Origin of the sequence: Pseudomonas rhodesiae, from assembly GCF_013285305.1 — a bacterium.
Lineage (GTDB): Bacteria > Pseudomonadota > Gammaproteobacteria > Pseudomonadales > Pseudomonadaceae > Aquipseudomonas > Aquipseudomonas rhodesiae.
Map to the genome: position 1 here is coordinate 2,628,267 of NZ_CP054205.1, position 13,180 is coordinate 2,641,446.

Consider the following 13,180-nt stretch of genomic DNA (forward strand, 5'->3'; position numbering starts at 1 on the left):
TTTCATGGCTCGCAAAATCAGCTATCAGCAGGCAATCAACGAAGCCCTGGCCCAGGAAATGCGCCGCGACCAGAGCGTGTTTATCATCGGCCAGGACGTGTCCGGCGGCACCGGTTCGCCCGGCGAGCAGGACGCCTGGGGCGGCGTGCTCGGCGTCACGAAGGGCCTGTACCCAGAGTTTCCCGAGCGCGTGCTGGATGCGCCACTGTCCGAGGTCGGCTACGTGGGCATGGCCGTAGGCGCCGCCACCCGGGGCATGCGCCCGGTGTGCGAATTGATGTTCGTCGACTTTATCGGCTGCTGCCTCGATCAATTGCTCAACCAGGCGGCCAAGTTCCGCTACATGTTCGGCGGCAAGACCACCACGCCCCTGGTGATCCGCGCCATGTACGGCGCCGGCCTGCGCGCCGCCGCCCAGCATTCGCAGATGCTCACCTCGATGTGGACCCACATTCCCGGCCTGAAAGTGGTGTGCCCGGCCACCCCCTATGACGCCAAGGGCATGCTGATCCAGGCGATCCGCGATAACGACCCGGTGATCTTCCTCGAACACAAAATGCTCTACAGCCTGCAAGGCGAAGTGCCCGAAGAGCTGTACACCGTGCCATTCGGCGAGGCCAACTTTGTACGCGAAGGCCGCGACGTCACCCTGGTGACCTACGGGCGCATGGTGCATATCGCCCTGGAAGCCGCCGCCAACCTGGCGCGCCAAGGTATCGATTGCGAAGTGCTGGACCTGCGCACCACCAGCCCCCTGGACGAAGACAGCATCCTGGAAAGCGTGGAGAAAACCGGGCGCCTGGTGGTGATCGACGAGTCCAACCCGCGTTGCTCGATTGCCACCGACATCAGTGCCCTGGTGGCGCAGCGAGCCTTCGCTGCGCTGCGCGCGCCCATCGAAATGGTCACCGCGCCGCACACGCCGGTGCCGTTTTCCGATGCGCTGGAAGACCTGTACATCCCCGACGCCGCCAAGATCGAAGCCGCCGTGCTGAAAATCGCCGACAAGAGGAACGCCGCATGATCCATACCTTGACCATGCCCAAGTGGGGGCTGTCGATGACCGAAGGGCGTATCGATATCTGGCTCAAGCAACCCGGAGACCGGGTGGAGAAGGGCGAGGCCGTGTTGGATGTGGAGACCGACAAGATTTCCAGCAGTGTGGAAGCGCCGTTCAGCGGTGTGTTGCGTCGGGTCTTGGCGCTGAGCGATGAGACCTTGCCGGTGGGCGCCTTGCTCGGTGTGGTGGTGGAAGGCGAGGCCAGCGACGCCGAGATCGACGCGGTGATCGAAGGCTTCCAGGCCGGGTTCGTGTCCAATGCCGCCGAGGCCGAAACGGCGGGGCCGAGCGCGCAGAAAGTCGAGGTGGGCGGGCGCTTGCTGCGTTACCTGGACCTCGGCGAAGGCGGCACGCCGCTGGTGCTGGTGCATGGCTTTGGCGGCGACTTGAACAACTGGCTGTTCAACCAACCGGCCCTGGCCGCCGAGCGCCGGGTGATCGCCCTGGACCTGCCGGGGCATGGCGAGTCGGGCAAGACCCTGCGCAGCGGCGAGGCAGCTGAATTAAGCGAGGCGGTGCTGGGCTTGCTCGATCATCTACAGCTGGGCCGCGTGCATCTGGCCGGCCATTCCATGGGCGGGCTGGTGGCCCTGACCGTTGCCGAGCAGGCGCCCGCGCGCGTGGTCTCGTTGACCCTGATCGCCAGCGCCGGCCTGGGTGCCGATATCAATGGCGATTATCTGCAAGGGTTTGCCGACGCTAACAATCGCAACGCCCTCAAGCCGCAGCTGGTGCAGTTGTTTAGCGACCCGGCGCTGGTGACGCGGCAGATGCTGGAGGACATGCTCAAGTTCAAACGGTTGGAGGGCGTGGATCAGGCGCTGCGCCAGCTCAATGGGGCGCTGTTCGACGGCGGGCGGCAGAAGGTGGATGTGCGCCATGTTGTCGGTCGACAGCCGAGCCTGGTGATCTGGGGCAGCGACGACGCCATTATCCCGGCCAACCATGCCCAAGGCTTGGAGGCCCAGGTGGAAATCCTGCCGGGGCAAGGGCATATGCTGCAGTTGGAGGCGGCGGAGCAGGTTAACCAGTTGATGCTGGCGTTCCTCAAGCGCCATTGAGCTGAGACCTGTGGGCCCTTACCCACTGCAATCGGGGGTAAGCCCCCCCACACAGTCAGTGCTGTGGGAGGGGCTTGCCCCCGATTGCGATGCGTCAGCCACCCCCTTATCCGAGCATTCAGAATGGATGCAATGACGCGCCAGGCGTGGCAGTCTGGGTGACGTTTTCCATGACTTCTGGAGATTGACCGTGCCAACCGCATCCGCAGTAATTGAAATCCCTGTATCGGCCGATCAGGTCTGGCAATTGGTGGGCGGCTTCAACAGCCTGCCGGATTGGTTGCCGCTGATCGCCAAGAGCGAGCCCGGCGAAGGCGGCCGGCTGCGCCATCTGGCAACCGCCGACGGTGGCGTCATCGTCGAGCGTTTGCAGACTTTCGACAATGTGGCGCGCACTTACAGCTACACCATCGAGCAGTCGCCGTTTCCGGTGAGTGCGTACCTGGCGACTTTGCAGATTGAAGCCTTGACTGACACGTCGTCGAAGGTGACCTGGTCAGGGGTGTTCACCCCGTCGACGGGCACCACGGACGAGGCGGTGGAGGAGCTGTTCGCCGGTGTCTACAAGGGGGGCGTTGAAGCGCTGCGCGCCAACTTCAAGGCCTGATTCGACTGCCAGGGTGAGAGAGGCCGGCTCGCTCCCACCTCGGACCTTACTGACTTATTCGGGCATCAGTTGCTGGCGACATTCCAGGATCAGCCGCGCGCCGCCACGGGCGCTGCTGCCCACCTCCAGCTTGAACCCATGCAGGTTGATGATCGCCGCGACAATCGACAACCCCAGCCCGAACCCACCGGGCTGGTCGCTTTCCTCCACGCGATAAAAGCGCTGGAACACCGCCGCGCGTTCCGCCGCCGGGATGCCCGGCCCCGAATCGTGCACTTCGATGCGGGTGCTGCCCGCGTCGTTGAGCCCGCGCAAAATCACTTCGCCGCCCGGCGGGGTGAACTTGATCGAATTGCTCAACAAGTTAGCCACGGCTTCGAACAGCAGGGCGCGGTCGCCGGTGATCCACGGCAGGGATGCTGGGGCGTCCAGCACCAGTTGCAATTCGCCTTCTTCGGCCAGCGGCAGATAGAAATCGTGCAATTCCCGCAGCAGCGGCAACGGGTCCAGCACCAGAAAGCCTGAGCGGCGCTGGTGGTCTTCCAGTTCCGAAATACGCAACAGCCCGCGAAAACGCGCCATCAGGGTGTCGGTTTCGGCAATCGCGTCATCCAGCTTGACCGCGTAGCCCGAGTCTTGCTCGGCCTCCTGCCGGATGCGATACAGCTGCGCGCGCAGGCGCGTCAGCGGCGTACGCAGGTCGTGGGCAATGTTGTCGCACACGCCCTTGACCTCGTTCATCAACTTCTCGATACGGTCGAGCATGGCGTTGACGATGGCCGCGAGCATGTCCAATTCGTCACGTCGATTGGACAGCGGCAGGCGGTGGGTGAGGTCACCGGCGACGATGGCTTCGGCGCTGGCCTGGATCCCGCGAATGCGTCGCAGCGGGCGGCGGCGCAGCAAGTGCCAGCCGGCGGCACCGGGGATGATGGTCAGCGACAGCGCCCACAGCAGTGCGTGCCAGATGATCCGCGTCACGCCGAACAGCGAACCGTTGGCGCGCACCAGCACCAGCCAGCGGCCGTCTGCGGTGTGGGTGGCCACGGCATCGCAGCTGTCCTTGGGCAATTTCGGGTCGTCGGAATCGACGCAATTGGCCAGGGCGTGGATCTTGCCGTCCAGGGGCAGGTCGGACGGGATCGCGCGGATCGGTCCGTTCAGGGGGCGGAACTGCTCGTCGAACAGGCCATAGGCATCCACGCCTTTCATGTCGAAGGTCATGCTGGTGGTCAGCGCCTCCACCAATTCCTCGCCGTCGAAGCGCTGGAACAGGTGCTGGCGCTGCAGCAGGGAATGGCGCGACAGGTCGCTCAGGTAACCCGATACTTCGTAATACAGCACCCCCATCAGGATGCAGCTCCAGGCCACGAACAGCGAGCTGTACAGCGCCAGCAGGCGGCTGCTGGAGGAGCGCCAGCCTTTAGAGGGGTTCAGCAATGACATAACCGGAACCTCGTACCGTGCGGATCAGCGGCGTGAGGCCCGGTGGGTCGATTTTCTTGCGCAGGCGTCCGATGTGCACATCGATCAGGTTGGTGCCGGGGTCGAAGTGATAGCCCCAGACTTCCTCGAAGATCATCATCCGCGACAGGATCTGCCCGGTGTTGCGCATCAGGAATTCCAGCAGTTTGTATTCGGTGGGCAGCAGAGTCAGCGGCTGATCGGCGCGACTGGCTTCGCGGCTGATCAGGTTCAACTCCAGGTCGGCCACGCGCAAGGCGGTTTCGAACTCCTTGACCGTGCTTTTGCGGCGCAGCAGTACTTCGACGCGGGCGGCCATTTCATCGGAAGCGAACGGCTTGGTCAGGTAGTCATCGCCCCCGGCGCGCAGGCCGCGCACGCGTTCATCGACGTCGGAGAGGGCGCTGATCATCAGGATCGGCGTCGATACTCCAATGGTGCGCAGGGTGGTGACGATGGCCAGGCCATCCAGTTCCGGGAGCATACGGTCCAGGGTGATCAGGTCGTAATCACCACTCACGGCGCGGACCAGGCCTTCGCGGCCGTTGTCCACCCAATCAACCTCCAGTCCATGGCTACTCAGCTCGGCGACAATCTCGCGGGCCGTTACGGCGTCATCCTCGATGGTCAAAATGCGGGTCATAGGCATACCTGGCGAGCGATTCACACTAGAAGTGAGGCATTTTGCCAAGAATTGGCTGAATGCTTCCTAAATAAAACTTCATGTAGGCAAACCGAGCTCCCTCCCATGACGGAATGCAATACGCCCGCCCTGATTGAGCATTTCTTGCAAGTTGCATGGTCTTAGGAAGTTCAACTTATCTAACCTGTTGAAAATAATAGGGTTTTATTTTTCATGCGACTGGCACGGGGCCTGCACTGTCCCTTTTGAGACTTGTAACACTATTTTTCCTGCCGGGAGCAAAACAACAATGATCACACCTTCAACCACGCTGCAAGAATCGAGCGCGCGCTCCGGGGTTTCCTGGGGGGCGATTTTTGCCGGCGCCGCTGCGGCGGCCGCACTCTCATTGATTCTGGTGTTGCTGGGCTTTGGCCTGGGCTTCTCGGCCGTTTCGCCGTGGGCCAATAGCGGCGTCAGCGCCAAGGGACTGGGCATTTCCACAATTGTCTGGCTGGCGTTTACCCAGATCGTCGCGGCAGGGTTGGGCGGTTATATCGCCGGCCGTCTGCGGGTGAAGTGGGCCAATATGCATGGCGATGAGGTGTACTTTCGCGACACCGCCCATGGCTTCCTGGCGTGGGCTGTGGCCACGTTGATCACCGCCACTCTGGTGGTCAGTTCTGTCAGCAGTGTGGTCGGTGGCGGCGTGCAAGCCAGCGCCAGTGTGGCCTCGGGTGCGGTGCAAGCCGCCGGCAGCGCAGCGCAGGGCGTCAAGGGGGATGACTTCGGTTATTACGTCGACAGCCTGTTCCGCGATGACCGCCCAGCCGCCGTCAGCGATGACGCCGCCCATGCCGTTGTAGCGCGCATTTTTGCCCGCACCCTGAGCAATGACGGCCAACTCGCCGCCGAAGACCGTGCCTATCTGGCCCAGTTGATCAGCCAGCGCACCAACCTCAGCCAGGCCGACGCCGAAGCGCGCATCGACAAGGTTTACGGCGACGCCCGTAAAGCCGTTGAAGACGCCAAGCTCAAAGCCAAGCAAGCCGCTGACACCGCCGCCAAGGTCGCTGCCTGGACTGCACTGTGGATGTTCGTCGCGCTGCTGATCGGGGCCTTCTTCGCCAGCTTCGCCGCGACCTTCGGCGGCCGCCGTCGCGATGCCGTGGTGTATGTCGAAACCGAACATTACGTCCGTTAATTCAAGGAGAAAACAATGCGCTCATTACTGCTGTGGTTCCTCGGCGTGCCTATCCCGGTCATCATCCTGATCGCGATCTTCATGCACTAAACCCGGGCCTGGCTCGGCTGGATGTAAAAGGGGGGCTTGCTCCCGATAGCGGTGTAACCGTCGAGATGACCGGCGACTGACGCTGATATCGGGGCAAGCCCCCTTTCACATTCGAGGGGCGCTGTCGGCGCTTCAGTCTTCGAACCCGACCTGCTCGTGAATCTCGTCCACTTTCAATTCCAGGCGGTACGCCACCGCAATGAACAGCGCCTGGCACAGGCACAGCGTGGCGCTCAGTGAGCGGAATGCGAACGAAGAACCCTCGTTTACCAGCAGCACCGCGTTGGCCCGCTTGGCCAGGGGCGAGAGGTTGCTGTCGGTGATGATCAGGGTCTTGGCCTGGTGGTGCTGGGCGATACGCAGGCAGTGCTGGGTTTCTTTGCCGTAGGGCGTGAAGCTGATGGCGATCACCAGGTCATTGGCACGCACGCTGCGCATCTGCTCGCGGTAGCTGCCTCCCAGGCCGGAGATCAGGTGGATGCGCTTGTTGGTGTGCTGCAGGTTGTAGACCAGGTAGTCGGCCACCGCGAAGGAGCGGCGCACGCCGACCACGTAGATGTTGTCGGCATTGACCACCAGGTCCACGGCTTTTTCGAACATTGCGTCGTCCAGCTCCAGCCCTAGACGCTCGATGCCGGACAGGGTGGCATTCACGCACTCGCGCGCCAGGTCGCCGCCGCTGGCCTTCTGCGACTTGTTGGCGATCATGCTGCGGATGCGCTGCTGGTAATTTTGCACCGGGGTGGTCTTGTGGGTGTAAGCCTCGCGGAACAGCGCCTGCATCTCACTGAACCCGCTGAACCCGAAACGCTGGGAAAAACGCACGATGGCCGAGGGGTGCACTTCGCATTCGCGGGCGATGTCGCTGATACGGTCGACCATGATGCGGTCGCTTTGCTGGCTCATATAGCTGGCGATGCGTTTGAGCTGGCGCGGCAGGCTTTCGTATTCGTCGGTAATCAGCTGCAACAGGCGTTCGGCATTGATCGGAGGGCTGGCGATGGTGTCTTCCAGGGTGGTCTCGGGATCGGTGCGGGACATGGGCAATCCTTCTGGCGTGTTCGTCTGTTGCGCTGATGGGTGGCGTCAGTCTACAGGGTAGGCGCAAAAAAATACCCCGACATCACGGCCGGTGTGGCGTGCTGAAACGATGCACGCCGGCTAGGGGGACCATTATGCCGGGTTATTGGAAAAAATATTCCACTAAAAATAAATATGGAATAAATATTGATTGGTGCCGCTGAACGTTCTAGTCTGCTCCACCAAGAGCGTTTGCCGTCGCCACGGCGGCACAACGCAGGCTGATAAAAATAACAGGAGCCAGCATGGGCCAGACTCGTTTTGCCAGTGGGCGTCAATTGGATCTGATTTGCCTCGGGCGCCTGGGCGTCGACCTCTATGCACAGCAAGTCGGTGCACGGCTTGAGGACGTGTCCAGTTTCGCCAAGTACCTCGGCGGTTCCTCCGCCAATATCGCTTTCGGCACCGCGCGGCTGGGGCTCAAGTCGGCGATGCTCAGCCGCGTGGGCGACGACCATATGGGGCGCTTCCTGGTGGAATCCCTGGCGCGCGAAGGGTGCGATGTCAGCGGCATCAAGGTCGACCCGGAACGCCTCACCGCTTTGGTGTTGCTGGGCCTCAAGGACCGCGAAACCTTCCCCCTGGTGTTCTACCGCGAAAACTGCGCCGACATGGCCCTGCGCGCTGAAGACATCAATGAAGCCTTTATCGCTTCCAGCAAGGCGCTGTTGATCACCGGCACGCATTTCTCCACCGACGGCGTGTACAAGGCCAGCATCCAGGCCCTGGATTACGCGGCCAAACATAACGTCAAACGTGTGCTCGATATCGACTACCGCCCGGTGTTGTGGGGGCTGGCGGGCAAGGCCGACGGCGAAACCCGCTTCGTCGCCGACCGCAATGTCAGCCAGCATGTGCAGAACATCCTGCCGCGCTTCGATCTGATCGTCGGCACCGAAGAAGAGTTTTTGATTGCGGGCGGTAGCGAGGATTTGCTTGCGGCCTTGCACAAGGTGCGCGAGCTGACCCCGGCGACGCTGGTGGTCAAGCTCGGCCCGCAAGGGTGCACGGTGATCCACGGCGCGATCCCGGCGCGCTTGGAAGACGGTGCGATCTACCCCGGCGTGCGGGTGGAAGTGCTCAACGTACTGGGGGCCGGCGATGCCTTTATGTCGGGCTTTCTCAGCGGGTGGCTGAATGACGCCAGCGACGAGCGTTGCAGCCAGTTGGCCAATGCCTGCGGCGGTCTGGTTGTATCGCGCCATGCCTGCGCGCCGGCCATGCCCACGCCGGCGGAGTTGGATTATCTGTTCAGCAGCCCCGTGCCGATCACCCGGCCCGATCAGGACGAGACCCTGCAACGCCTGCACCGGGTGACGGTGCCGCGCAAACAGTGGAAGCAGCTGTTTATCTTCGCGTTCGACCATCGCTGGCAATTGGTGGACCTGGCCCAACGCGGTGGCCAGGACCCCGCGCGCATCAGCGACATCAAGCAGTTGTTTATCCAGGCCGTCGAACGGGTGGAGCGCAAGCTCGCCGAGCAGGGCGTGGAGGCCGATGTGGGCCTGCTCGCCGACCAGCGCTTTGGCCAGGACGCACTCAATGCGGCCAGCGGGCGCGGCTGGTGGATCGCGCGGCCGGTGGAAGTGCAGAACTCGCGGCCGCTGGCCTTCGAGCATGGCAGGTCCATCGGCAGCAACCTGATCGCCTGGCCCCAGGAGCAGATCATCAAGTGCCTGGTGCAGTTTCATCCCGACGATGAGCCCTTGCTGCGCCTGGAGCAGGAAGCACAACTCAAGGCGGTGTACGACGCCTCCCTGGTCAGCGGCCATGAGCTGTTGCTGGAAGTCATTCCGCCCAAGGATCACCCATCCACCTACCCGGATGTGCTCTACCGTAGCCTCAAGCGCCTGTACAACCTGGGTATCTACCCGGCGTGGTGGAAGATCGAGGCGCAGTCGGCCGAAGACTGGAAAAAACTCGATGAGCTGATCCAGGAACGCGACCCGTACTGCCGTGGTGTGGTGCTGCTGGGGCTGAATGCCTCGGCCGAATGCCTGGCGAGCGGGTTCCAGCAGGCCAGTCAGAGCACCACGTGCCGAGGGTTTGCGGTGGGCCGCACGATCTTCCAGGAACCCAGCCGCGCGTGGATGGCGGGGGAGATCGATGATGAGACCCTGATTCAGCAAGTGCAGGCGACCTTCGAACAACTGATCAACGCCTGGCGCAGCGCGCGAACCTGACCACAACGTTGAATGTGCGCTGCAATTCCAATGTGGGAGGGGGCCAGCTCCCTCCCACAAAAAGCAGAACTCAGTGATACCTGAAAAATAATAAAGGTGCAGCCATGCCCGCAATCCGAATTGGCATCAACCCGATCTCCTGGAGCAACGACGACCTCCCGGCCCTGGGCGGTGAAACGCCGCTCAGCACCGCGCTGAGCGAAGGCAAGGACATCGGCTACGAAGGTTTCGAACTCAACGGCAAGTTCCCCAAGGACGCCAAAGGCGTCGGCGATGTGCTGCGGCCCTATGACCTGGCGCTGGTGTCGGGGTGGTATTCCAGTCGCCTGGCCCGGCGTTCGGTGGCCGAGGAGATCGAAGCCATCGCCGGCCATGTCGAGTTGCTCAAGCAGAACGGCGCCCATGTGCTGGTGTACGGCGAGGTGGCGGATTCTATCCAGGGCTCGCGCATTCGCCTGATCGAACGCCCGCGTTTCCACAGCGAACAGGCTTGGCAGGACTACGCCGACAAACTCACCGAACTGGCGCGCTTCACCCTGTCCCAAGGCGTGCGCTTGGCGTACCACCACCATATGGGCGCCTACGTTGAGTCTCCTGAAGACATCGATCAACTGATGCAGCGCACCGGCCCGGAGGTCGGCCTGCTGTTCGATTCCGGCCATTGCTATATGGGCGGCGGCGAACCCATCGAAGTGCTGCGCAAACACATCGGGCGCATTTGCCATGTGCATTTCAAGGACGTGCGCAAGCCGGTGGTGCAGTTGGCGCGCAACCAGATGTGGAGCTTCCCCGACTGCATCGTCAACGGCACGTTCACCGTGCCCGGCGATGGCGATATCGACTTTGCCGAACTGCTGGATGCATTGATGGCCGCGAAATATGAGGGCTGGCTGGTGGTGGAGGCCGAGCAGGACCCGGCCGTGGCGCCCAGCTATATCTATGCGAAAAAGGGCTACGACACCTTGCGTGCGCTTCTCAACGAGAGGACTTGAGTGATGAGCTTGTTGGTCAAAAGCAGCAAACGCGGACAAACCATGGTTGCCTTGGAAGCAGGGCGGCTGGAGTACGTCGGCTTCTCGGCCTACCGCCTGAGCCTGGGCGAAACCCTGCCGGTCAGCGCCGGTGATAAAGAACTGTGCCTGGTGCTGCTCAGTGGCCGGGTGAATATCGAAGGCGAGGGCTTCAACTGGCAGAACCTCGGTGATCGCCAGTCGGTGTTCGAGGACAAGTCGCCTTTCGCCGCGTACCTTCCGCCGGGCACCGCCGCCCAGGTCACGGCCTTGAGCGATGTGCAGATTGCCGTGTGCGCCGCCCCCGGCGCGCCGGGTTACGAACCACGCTTGATCCGTCCCGAGGACTGCAAGCGCAGCGTGCGCGGCAAAGGCGCCAACACTCGCTATGTGTGCGACATCCTGCCCGACAGCGCGCCGGCCCAATCGCTGCTGGTGGTGGAAGTGCGCACGCCGTCGGGGCATTCGTCGAGCTACCCGCCGCACAAACACGACACCGACGACCTGCCGCACCAGAGCTTTCTGGAAGAGACCTACTACCACCAGATCAACCCGCCCCAAGGCTTTGTGTTCCAGCGGGTGTACACCGACGATCGCAGCATCGACCAGGCCATGGCCGTGGAAAACAGCGACCTGGTGGTGGTGCCCAAGGGCTATCACCCGGTCAGCGTGCCGTACGGCTACGAGTCCTATTACCTGAACGTGATGGCCGGCCCCAAGCGTGCCTGGCATTTCCATAACGACCCGCAGCACAGTTGGCTGCTGGACCTTTAGACGCTGTTGGCGCGAGCGAGCCCGCTCGCGCATTGGATGACTGTCGATCGACGGATTTGCATTCCTACAAGGTGCGAACATGACCACAACAAGATTGACCATGGCCCAGGCCCTGGTGAAGTTTTTGGACAACCAGTACATCGAAGTCGATGGCGTGCAGAGCAAGTTCGTCGCCGGCGTGTTCACGATTTTCGGCCACGGCAATGTGCTCGGCCTGGGCCAGGCCCTGGAGCAGGACAGCGGTGACCTGGTGGTGCATCAGGGCCGTAACGAGCAGGGCATGGCCCACGCGGCCATCGGTTTCGCCAAGCAGCACCTGCGGCGCAAAGTGTATGCATGCACTGCTTCGGTCGGGCCGGGTGCGGCGAACATGCTCACTGCGGCGGCCACCGCCACGGCCAACCGCATTCCGTTGCTGCTGTTGCCGGGCGATGTGTACGCCAGTCGCCAGCCCGACCCGGTGCTGCAACAGATCGAGCAGTTCCACGACCTGAGCATCAGCACCAACGATGCGTTCCGTTCGGTAAGCAAATACTGGGATCGCATCAACCGTCCCGAACAACTGATGAGCGCCGCGATCCACGCCATGCGCGTGCTCACCGACCCGGCGGAAACCGGCGCGGTGACCCTGGCCTTGCCCCAGGATGTGCAGGCCGAAGCCTGGGACTATCCGGATTACTTCTTGCAAAAACGCGTGCACCGTATCGAGCGTCGCCCAGCCACCGCCGCGATGCTTAGCGATGCGCTGGCGGCCATCCGAGGCAAGCGCAAACCGCTGATCATCTGCGGTGGCGGGGTCAAGTACTCCGGTGCGAATGCGGCGTTGCAAGCGTTCGCAGAGCGCTTCGATATTCCCTTCGCCGAGACGCAAGCGGGCAAGAGCGCGGTAGTGTCCAGCCATCCGCTTAATGTCGGCGGCATCGGCGAAACCGGGTGCCTGGCGGCCAACCTGCTGGCGCCCGAGGCCGATCTGATCATTGGCGTCGGTACGCGCTACACCGACTTCACCACCTCGTCCAAATCGCTGTTCAAGCACCCGGATGTGACGTTTCTCAACCTAAACATCAGCCCCGCCGATGCGTTGAAACTCGATGGCGTGCAGGTGCTGGCCGATGCGCAGATAGCCCTTCAAGCATTGACCGATGCCCTCGGTGACTACCGCGCAGGTTGGGGCGAGCAGATTGCCGACGCCAAGGCGCAACTGGACGCCGAAGTCGACCGCGTGCATCAAGTGGAGTACCACGGCGATGACTTCGTGCCGGAAGTGGATGACCACCTGGACCGCGCAGTACTGCGGGAATTTATCGAGCTGACCGGCTCGTGCCTGACCCAGAGCCGGGTCCTGGGTGTACTCAATGAGACGGTGGCCGACGATGCAATTATCGTCGCCGCCGCCGGCAGCCTGCCTGGTGATTTGCAGCGCGCCTGGCGCAGCAAGGGCGTCAACACCTACCACGTCGAATACGGCTACTCGTGCATGGGCTACGAGATCAACGCCGCCCTCGGCGTGAAGCTCGCCGAGCCGAGCAAGGAGGTCTACGCGCTGGTCGGCGATGGCTCCTACATGATGCTGCATTCCGAGCTGGCTACCTCGATTCAGGAGCGGCGCAAGATCAACGTGGTGCTGCTGGACAATATGGCCTTCGGTTGCATCAACAACCTGCAGATCGGCAACGGCATGGACAGCTTCGGCACCGAATTCCGCTACCGCAACCCCGAAACCGGCCAGCTCGACGGCGGCCTGGTGCCGGTGGATTTCGCCATGAGTGCGGCGGCCTATGGCTGCAAGACCTACAAGGTCAGCAGCGTAGAGCAATTACAGGCCGCGCTGGCCGATGCGCGCACGCAAACCGTCTCAACCCTGATCGACATTAAAGTGCTGCCCAAGACCATGGTTCACGGCTACCTGTCCTGGTGGCGGGTGGGGGTGGCGCAGGTCTCCACCAGCGAACGCACGAACGCGGCGGCGAAGAAACTCAACGAGCACCTGGCCAAGGCCCGGCAGTACTAATAACAAGAGGAGTG

General features: G+C 62.5%; 11 protein-coding genes. 8 read left to right on the plus strand and 3 right to left on the minus strand.

Translation table 11 applies throughout. The annotated features are described in order from the left end of the window. The first annotated feature begins 4 nt into the window (after window positions 1-4). The 3 genes from HRH33_RS11860 to HRH33_RS11870 all read left to right on the plus strand — a co-directional run bounded on the left by HRH33_RS11860 (window position 5) and on the right by HRH33_RS11870 (window position 2,728). Complete coding sequence (locus HRH33_RS11860; RefSeq protein ID WP_034096986.1) at window positions 5-1,024, plus strand: alpha-ketoacid dehydrogenase subunit beta; 1,020 nt, start codon at window positions 5-7, stop codon at window positions 1,022-1,024. Then, window positions 1,021-2,121: an acetoin dehydrogenase dihydrolipoyllysine-residue acetyltransferase subunit gene (locus tag HRH33_RS11865; RefSeq protein WP_167417494.1), complete on the plus strand. Its 1,101-nt coding sequence runs from the start codon at window positions 1,021-1,023 to the stop codon at window positions 2,119-2,121. The genes HRH33_RS11860 and HRH33_RS11865 overlap by 4 nt, the downstream gene beginning before the upstream one ends. Window positions 2,122-2,311: 190 nt before the next feature. Beyond that, complete coding sequence (locus HRH33_RS11870; RefSeq protein WP_167417495.1) at window positions 2,312-2,728, plus strand: SRPBCC family protein; 417 nt, start codon at window positions 2,312-2,314, stop codon at window positions 2,726-2,728. Between the two features lie 54 nt (window positions 2,729-2,782). Here the strand turns inward: HRH33_RS11870 and HRH33_RS11875 are convergent, their stop codons facing one another. Then, window positions 2,783-4,174, minus strand: coding sequence for a sensor histidine kinase (locus tag HRH33_RS11875; RefSeq protein ID WP_034137875.1), 1,392 nt, complete (start codon window positions 4,172-4,174; stop codon window positions 2,783-2,785). Next, on the minus strand, window positions 4,152-4,835 hold the full coding sequence (locus HRH33_RS11880) for a response regulator transcription factor (RefSeq protein WP_034096990.1): 684 nt from the start codon (window positions 4,833-4,835) through the stop codon (window positions 4,152-4,154). The genes HRH33_RS11875 and HRH33_RS11880 overlap by 23 nt, the downstream gene beginning before the upstream one ends. 289 nt (window positions 4,836-5,124) lie before the next feature. On the opposite strand from HRH33_RS11880, the gene HRH33_RS11885 reads away from it, so the two are divergent. Further along, a complete protein-coding gene (locus HRH33_RS11885) occupies window positions 5,125-6,018 on the plus strand; it encodes a hypothetical protein (RefSeq protein ID WP_034096991.1) in 894 nt (297 codons plus the stop codon). Window positions 6,019-6,240: 222 nt separating this feature from the next. On the opposite strand, the gene HRH33_RS11890 is transcribed toward HRH33_RS11885, so the two are convergent. Continuing rightward, on the minus strand, window positions 6,241-7,149 hold the full coding sequence (locus HRH33_RS11890) for a MurR/RpiR family transcriptional regulator (protein ID WP_034096994.1): 909 nt from the start codon (window positions 7,147-7,149) through the stop codon (window positions 6,241-6,243). A gap of 284 nt (window positions 7,150-7,433) precedes the next feature. On the opposite strand from HRH33_RS11890, the gene HRH33_RS11895 reads away from it, so the two are divergent. The 4 genes from HRH33_RS11895 (at window position 7,434) to iolD (ending at window position 13,166) form a co-directional block, all read left to right on the plus strand. Beyond that, window positions 7,434-9,371 carry a bifunctional 5-dehydro-2-deoxygluconokinase/5-dehydro-2-deoxyphosphogluconate aldolase gene (locus HRH33_RS11895; protein WP_167417496.1) on the plus strand — a complete coding sequence of 646 codons (1,938 nt, stop codon included), beginning with the start codon at window positions 7,434-7,436 and terminating at the stop codon, window positions 9,369-9,371. A 104-nt stretch (window positions 9,372-9,475) separates the two neighbouring features. Continuing rightward, complete coding sequence (gene iolE, locus HRH33_RS11900) at window positions 9,476-10,363, plus strand: myo-inosose-2 dehydratase (RefSeq protein WP_034137880.1); 888 nt, start codon at window positions 9,476-9,478, stop codon at window positions 10,361-10,363. A 3-nt stretch (window positions 10,364-10,366) separates the two neighbouring features. After that, window positions 10,367-11,155 carry a 5-deoxy-glucuronate isomerase gene (iolB, locus tag HRH33_RS11905; protein WP_167417497.1) on the plus strand — a complete coding sequence of 263 codons (789 nt, stop codon included), beginning with the start codon at window positions 10,367-10,369 and terminating at the stop codon, window positions 11,153-11,155. 79 nt (window positions 11,156-11,234) lie between these two features. Then, window positions 11,235-13,166, plus strand: a complete 1,932-nt coding sequence (gene iolD, locus HRH33_RS11910) for a 3D-(3,5/4)-trihydroxycyclohexane-1,2-dione acylhydrolase (decyclizing) (RefSeq protein WP_167417498.1) — start codon at window positions 11,235-11,237, stop codon at window positions 13,164-13,166. Window positions 13,167-13,180: the final 14 nt, after the last annotated feature.

Bases quoted from the DNA above. Each gene is read 5' to 3' on its own strand.
- HRH33_RS11865 (WP_167417494.1), top strand. From the start codon at position 1,021: ATGATCCATACCTTGACCATGCCCAAGTGGGGGCTGTCGATGACCGAA.
- iolE (WP_034137880.1), top strand. From the start codon at position 9,476: ATGCCCGCAATCCGAATTGGCATCAACCCGATCTCCTGGAGCAACGAC.
- HRH33_RS11885 (WP_034096991.1), top strand. From the start codon at position 5,125: ATGATCACACCTTCAACCACGCTGCAAGAATCGAGCGCGCGCTCCGGG.
- iolD (WP_167417498.1), top strand. From the start codon at position 11,235: ATGACCACAACAAGATTGACCATGGCCCAGGCCCTGGTGAAGTTTTTG.
- HRH33_RS11880 (WP_034096990.1), bottom strand. From the start codon at position 4,835: ATGACCCGCATTTTGACCATCGAGGATGACGCCGTAACGGCCCGCGAG.
- HRH33_RS11895 (WP_167417496.1), top strand. From the start codon at position 7,434: ATGGGCCAGACTCGTTTTGCCAGTGGGCGTCAATTGGATCTGATTTGC.
- iolB (WP_167417497.1), top strand. From the start codon at position 10,367: ATGAGCTTGTTGGTCAAAAGCAGCAAACGCGGACAAACCATGGTTGCC.
- HRH33_RS11860 (WP_034096986.1), top strand. From the start codon at position 5: ATGGCTCGCAAAATCAGCTATCAGCAGGCAATCAACGAAGCCCTGGCC.
- HRH33_RS11890 (WP_034096994.1), bottom strand. From the start codon at position 7,149: ATGTCCCGCACCGATCCCGAGACCACCCTGGAAGACACCATCGCCAGC.
- HRH33_RS11875 (WP_034137875.1), bottom strand. From the start codon at position 4,174: ATGTCATTGCTGAACCCCTCTAAAGGCTGGCGCTCCTCCAGCAGCCGC.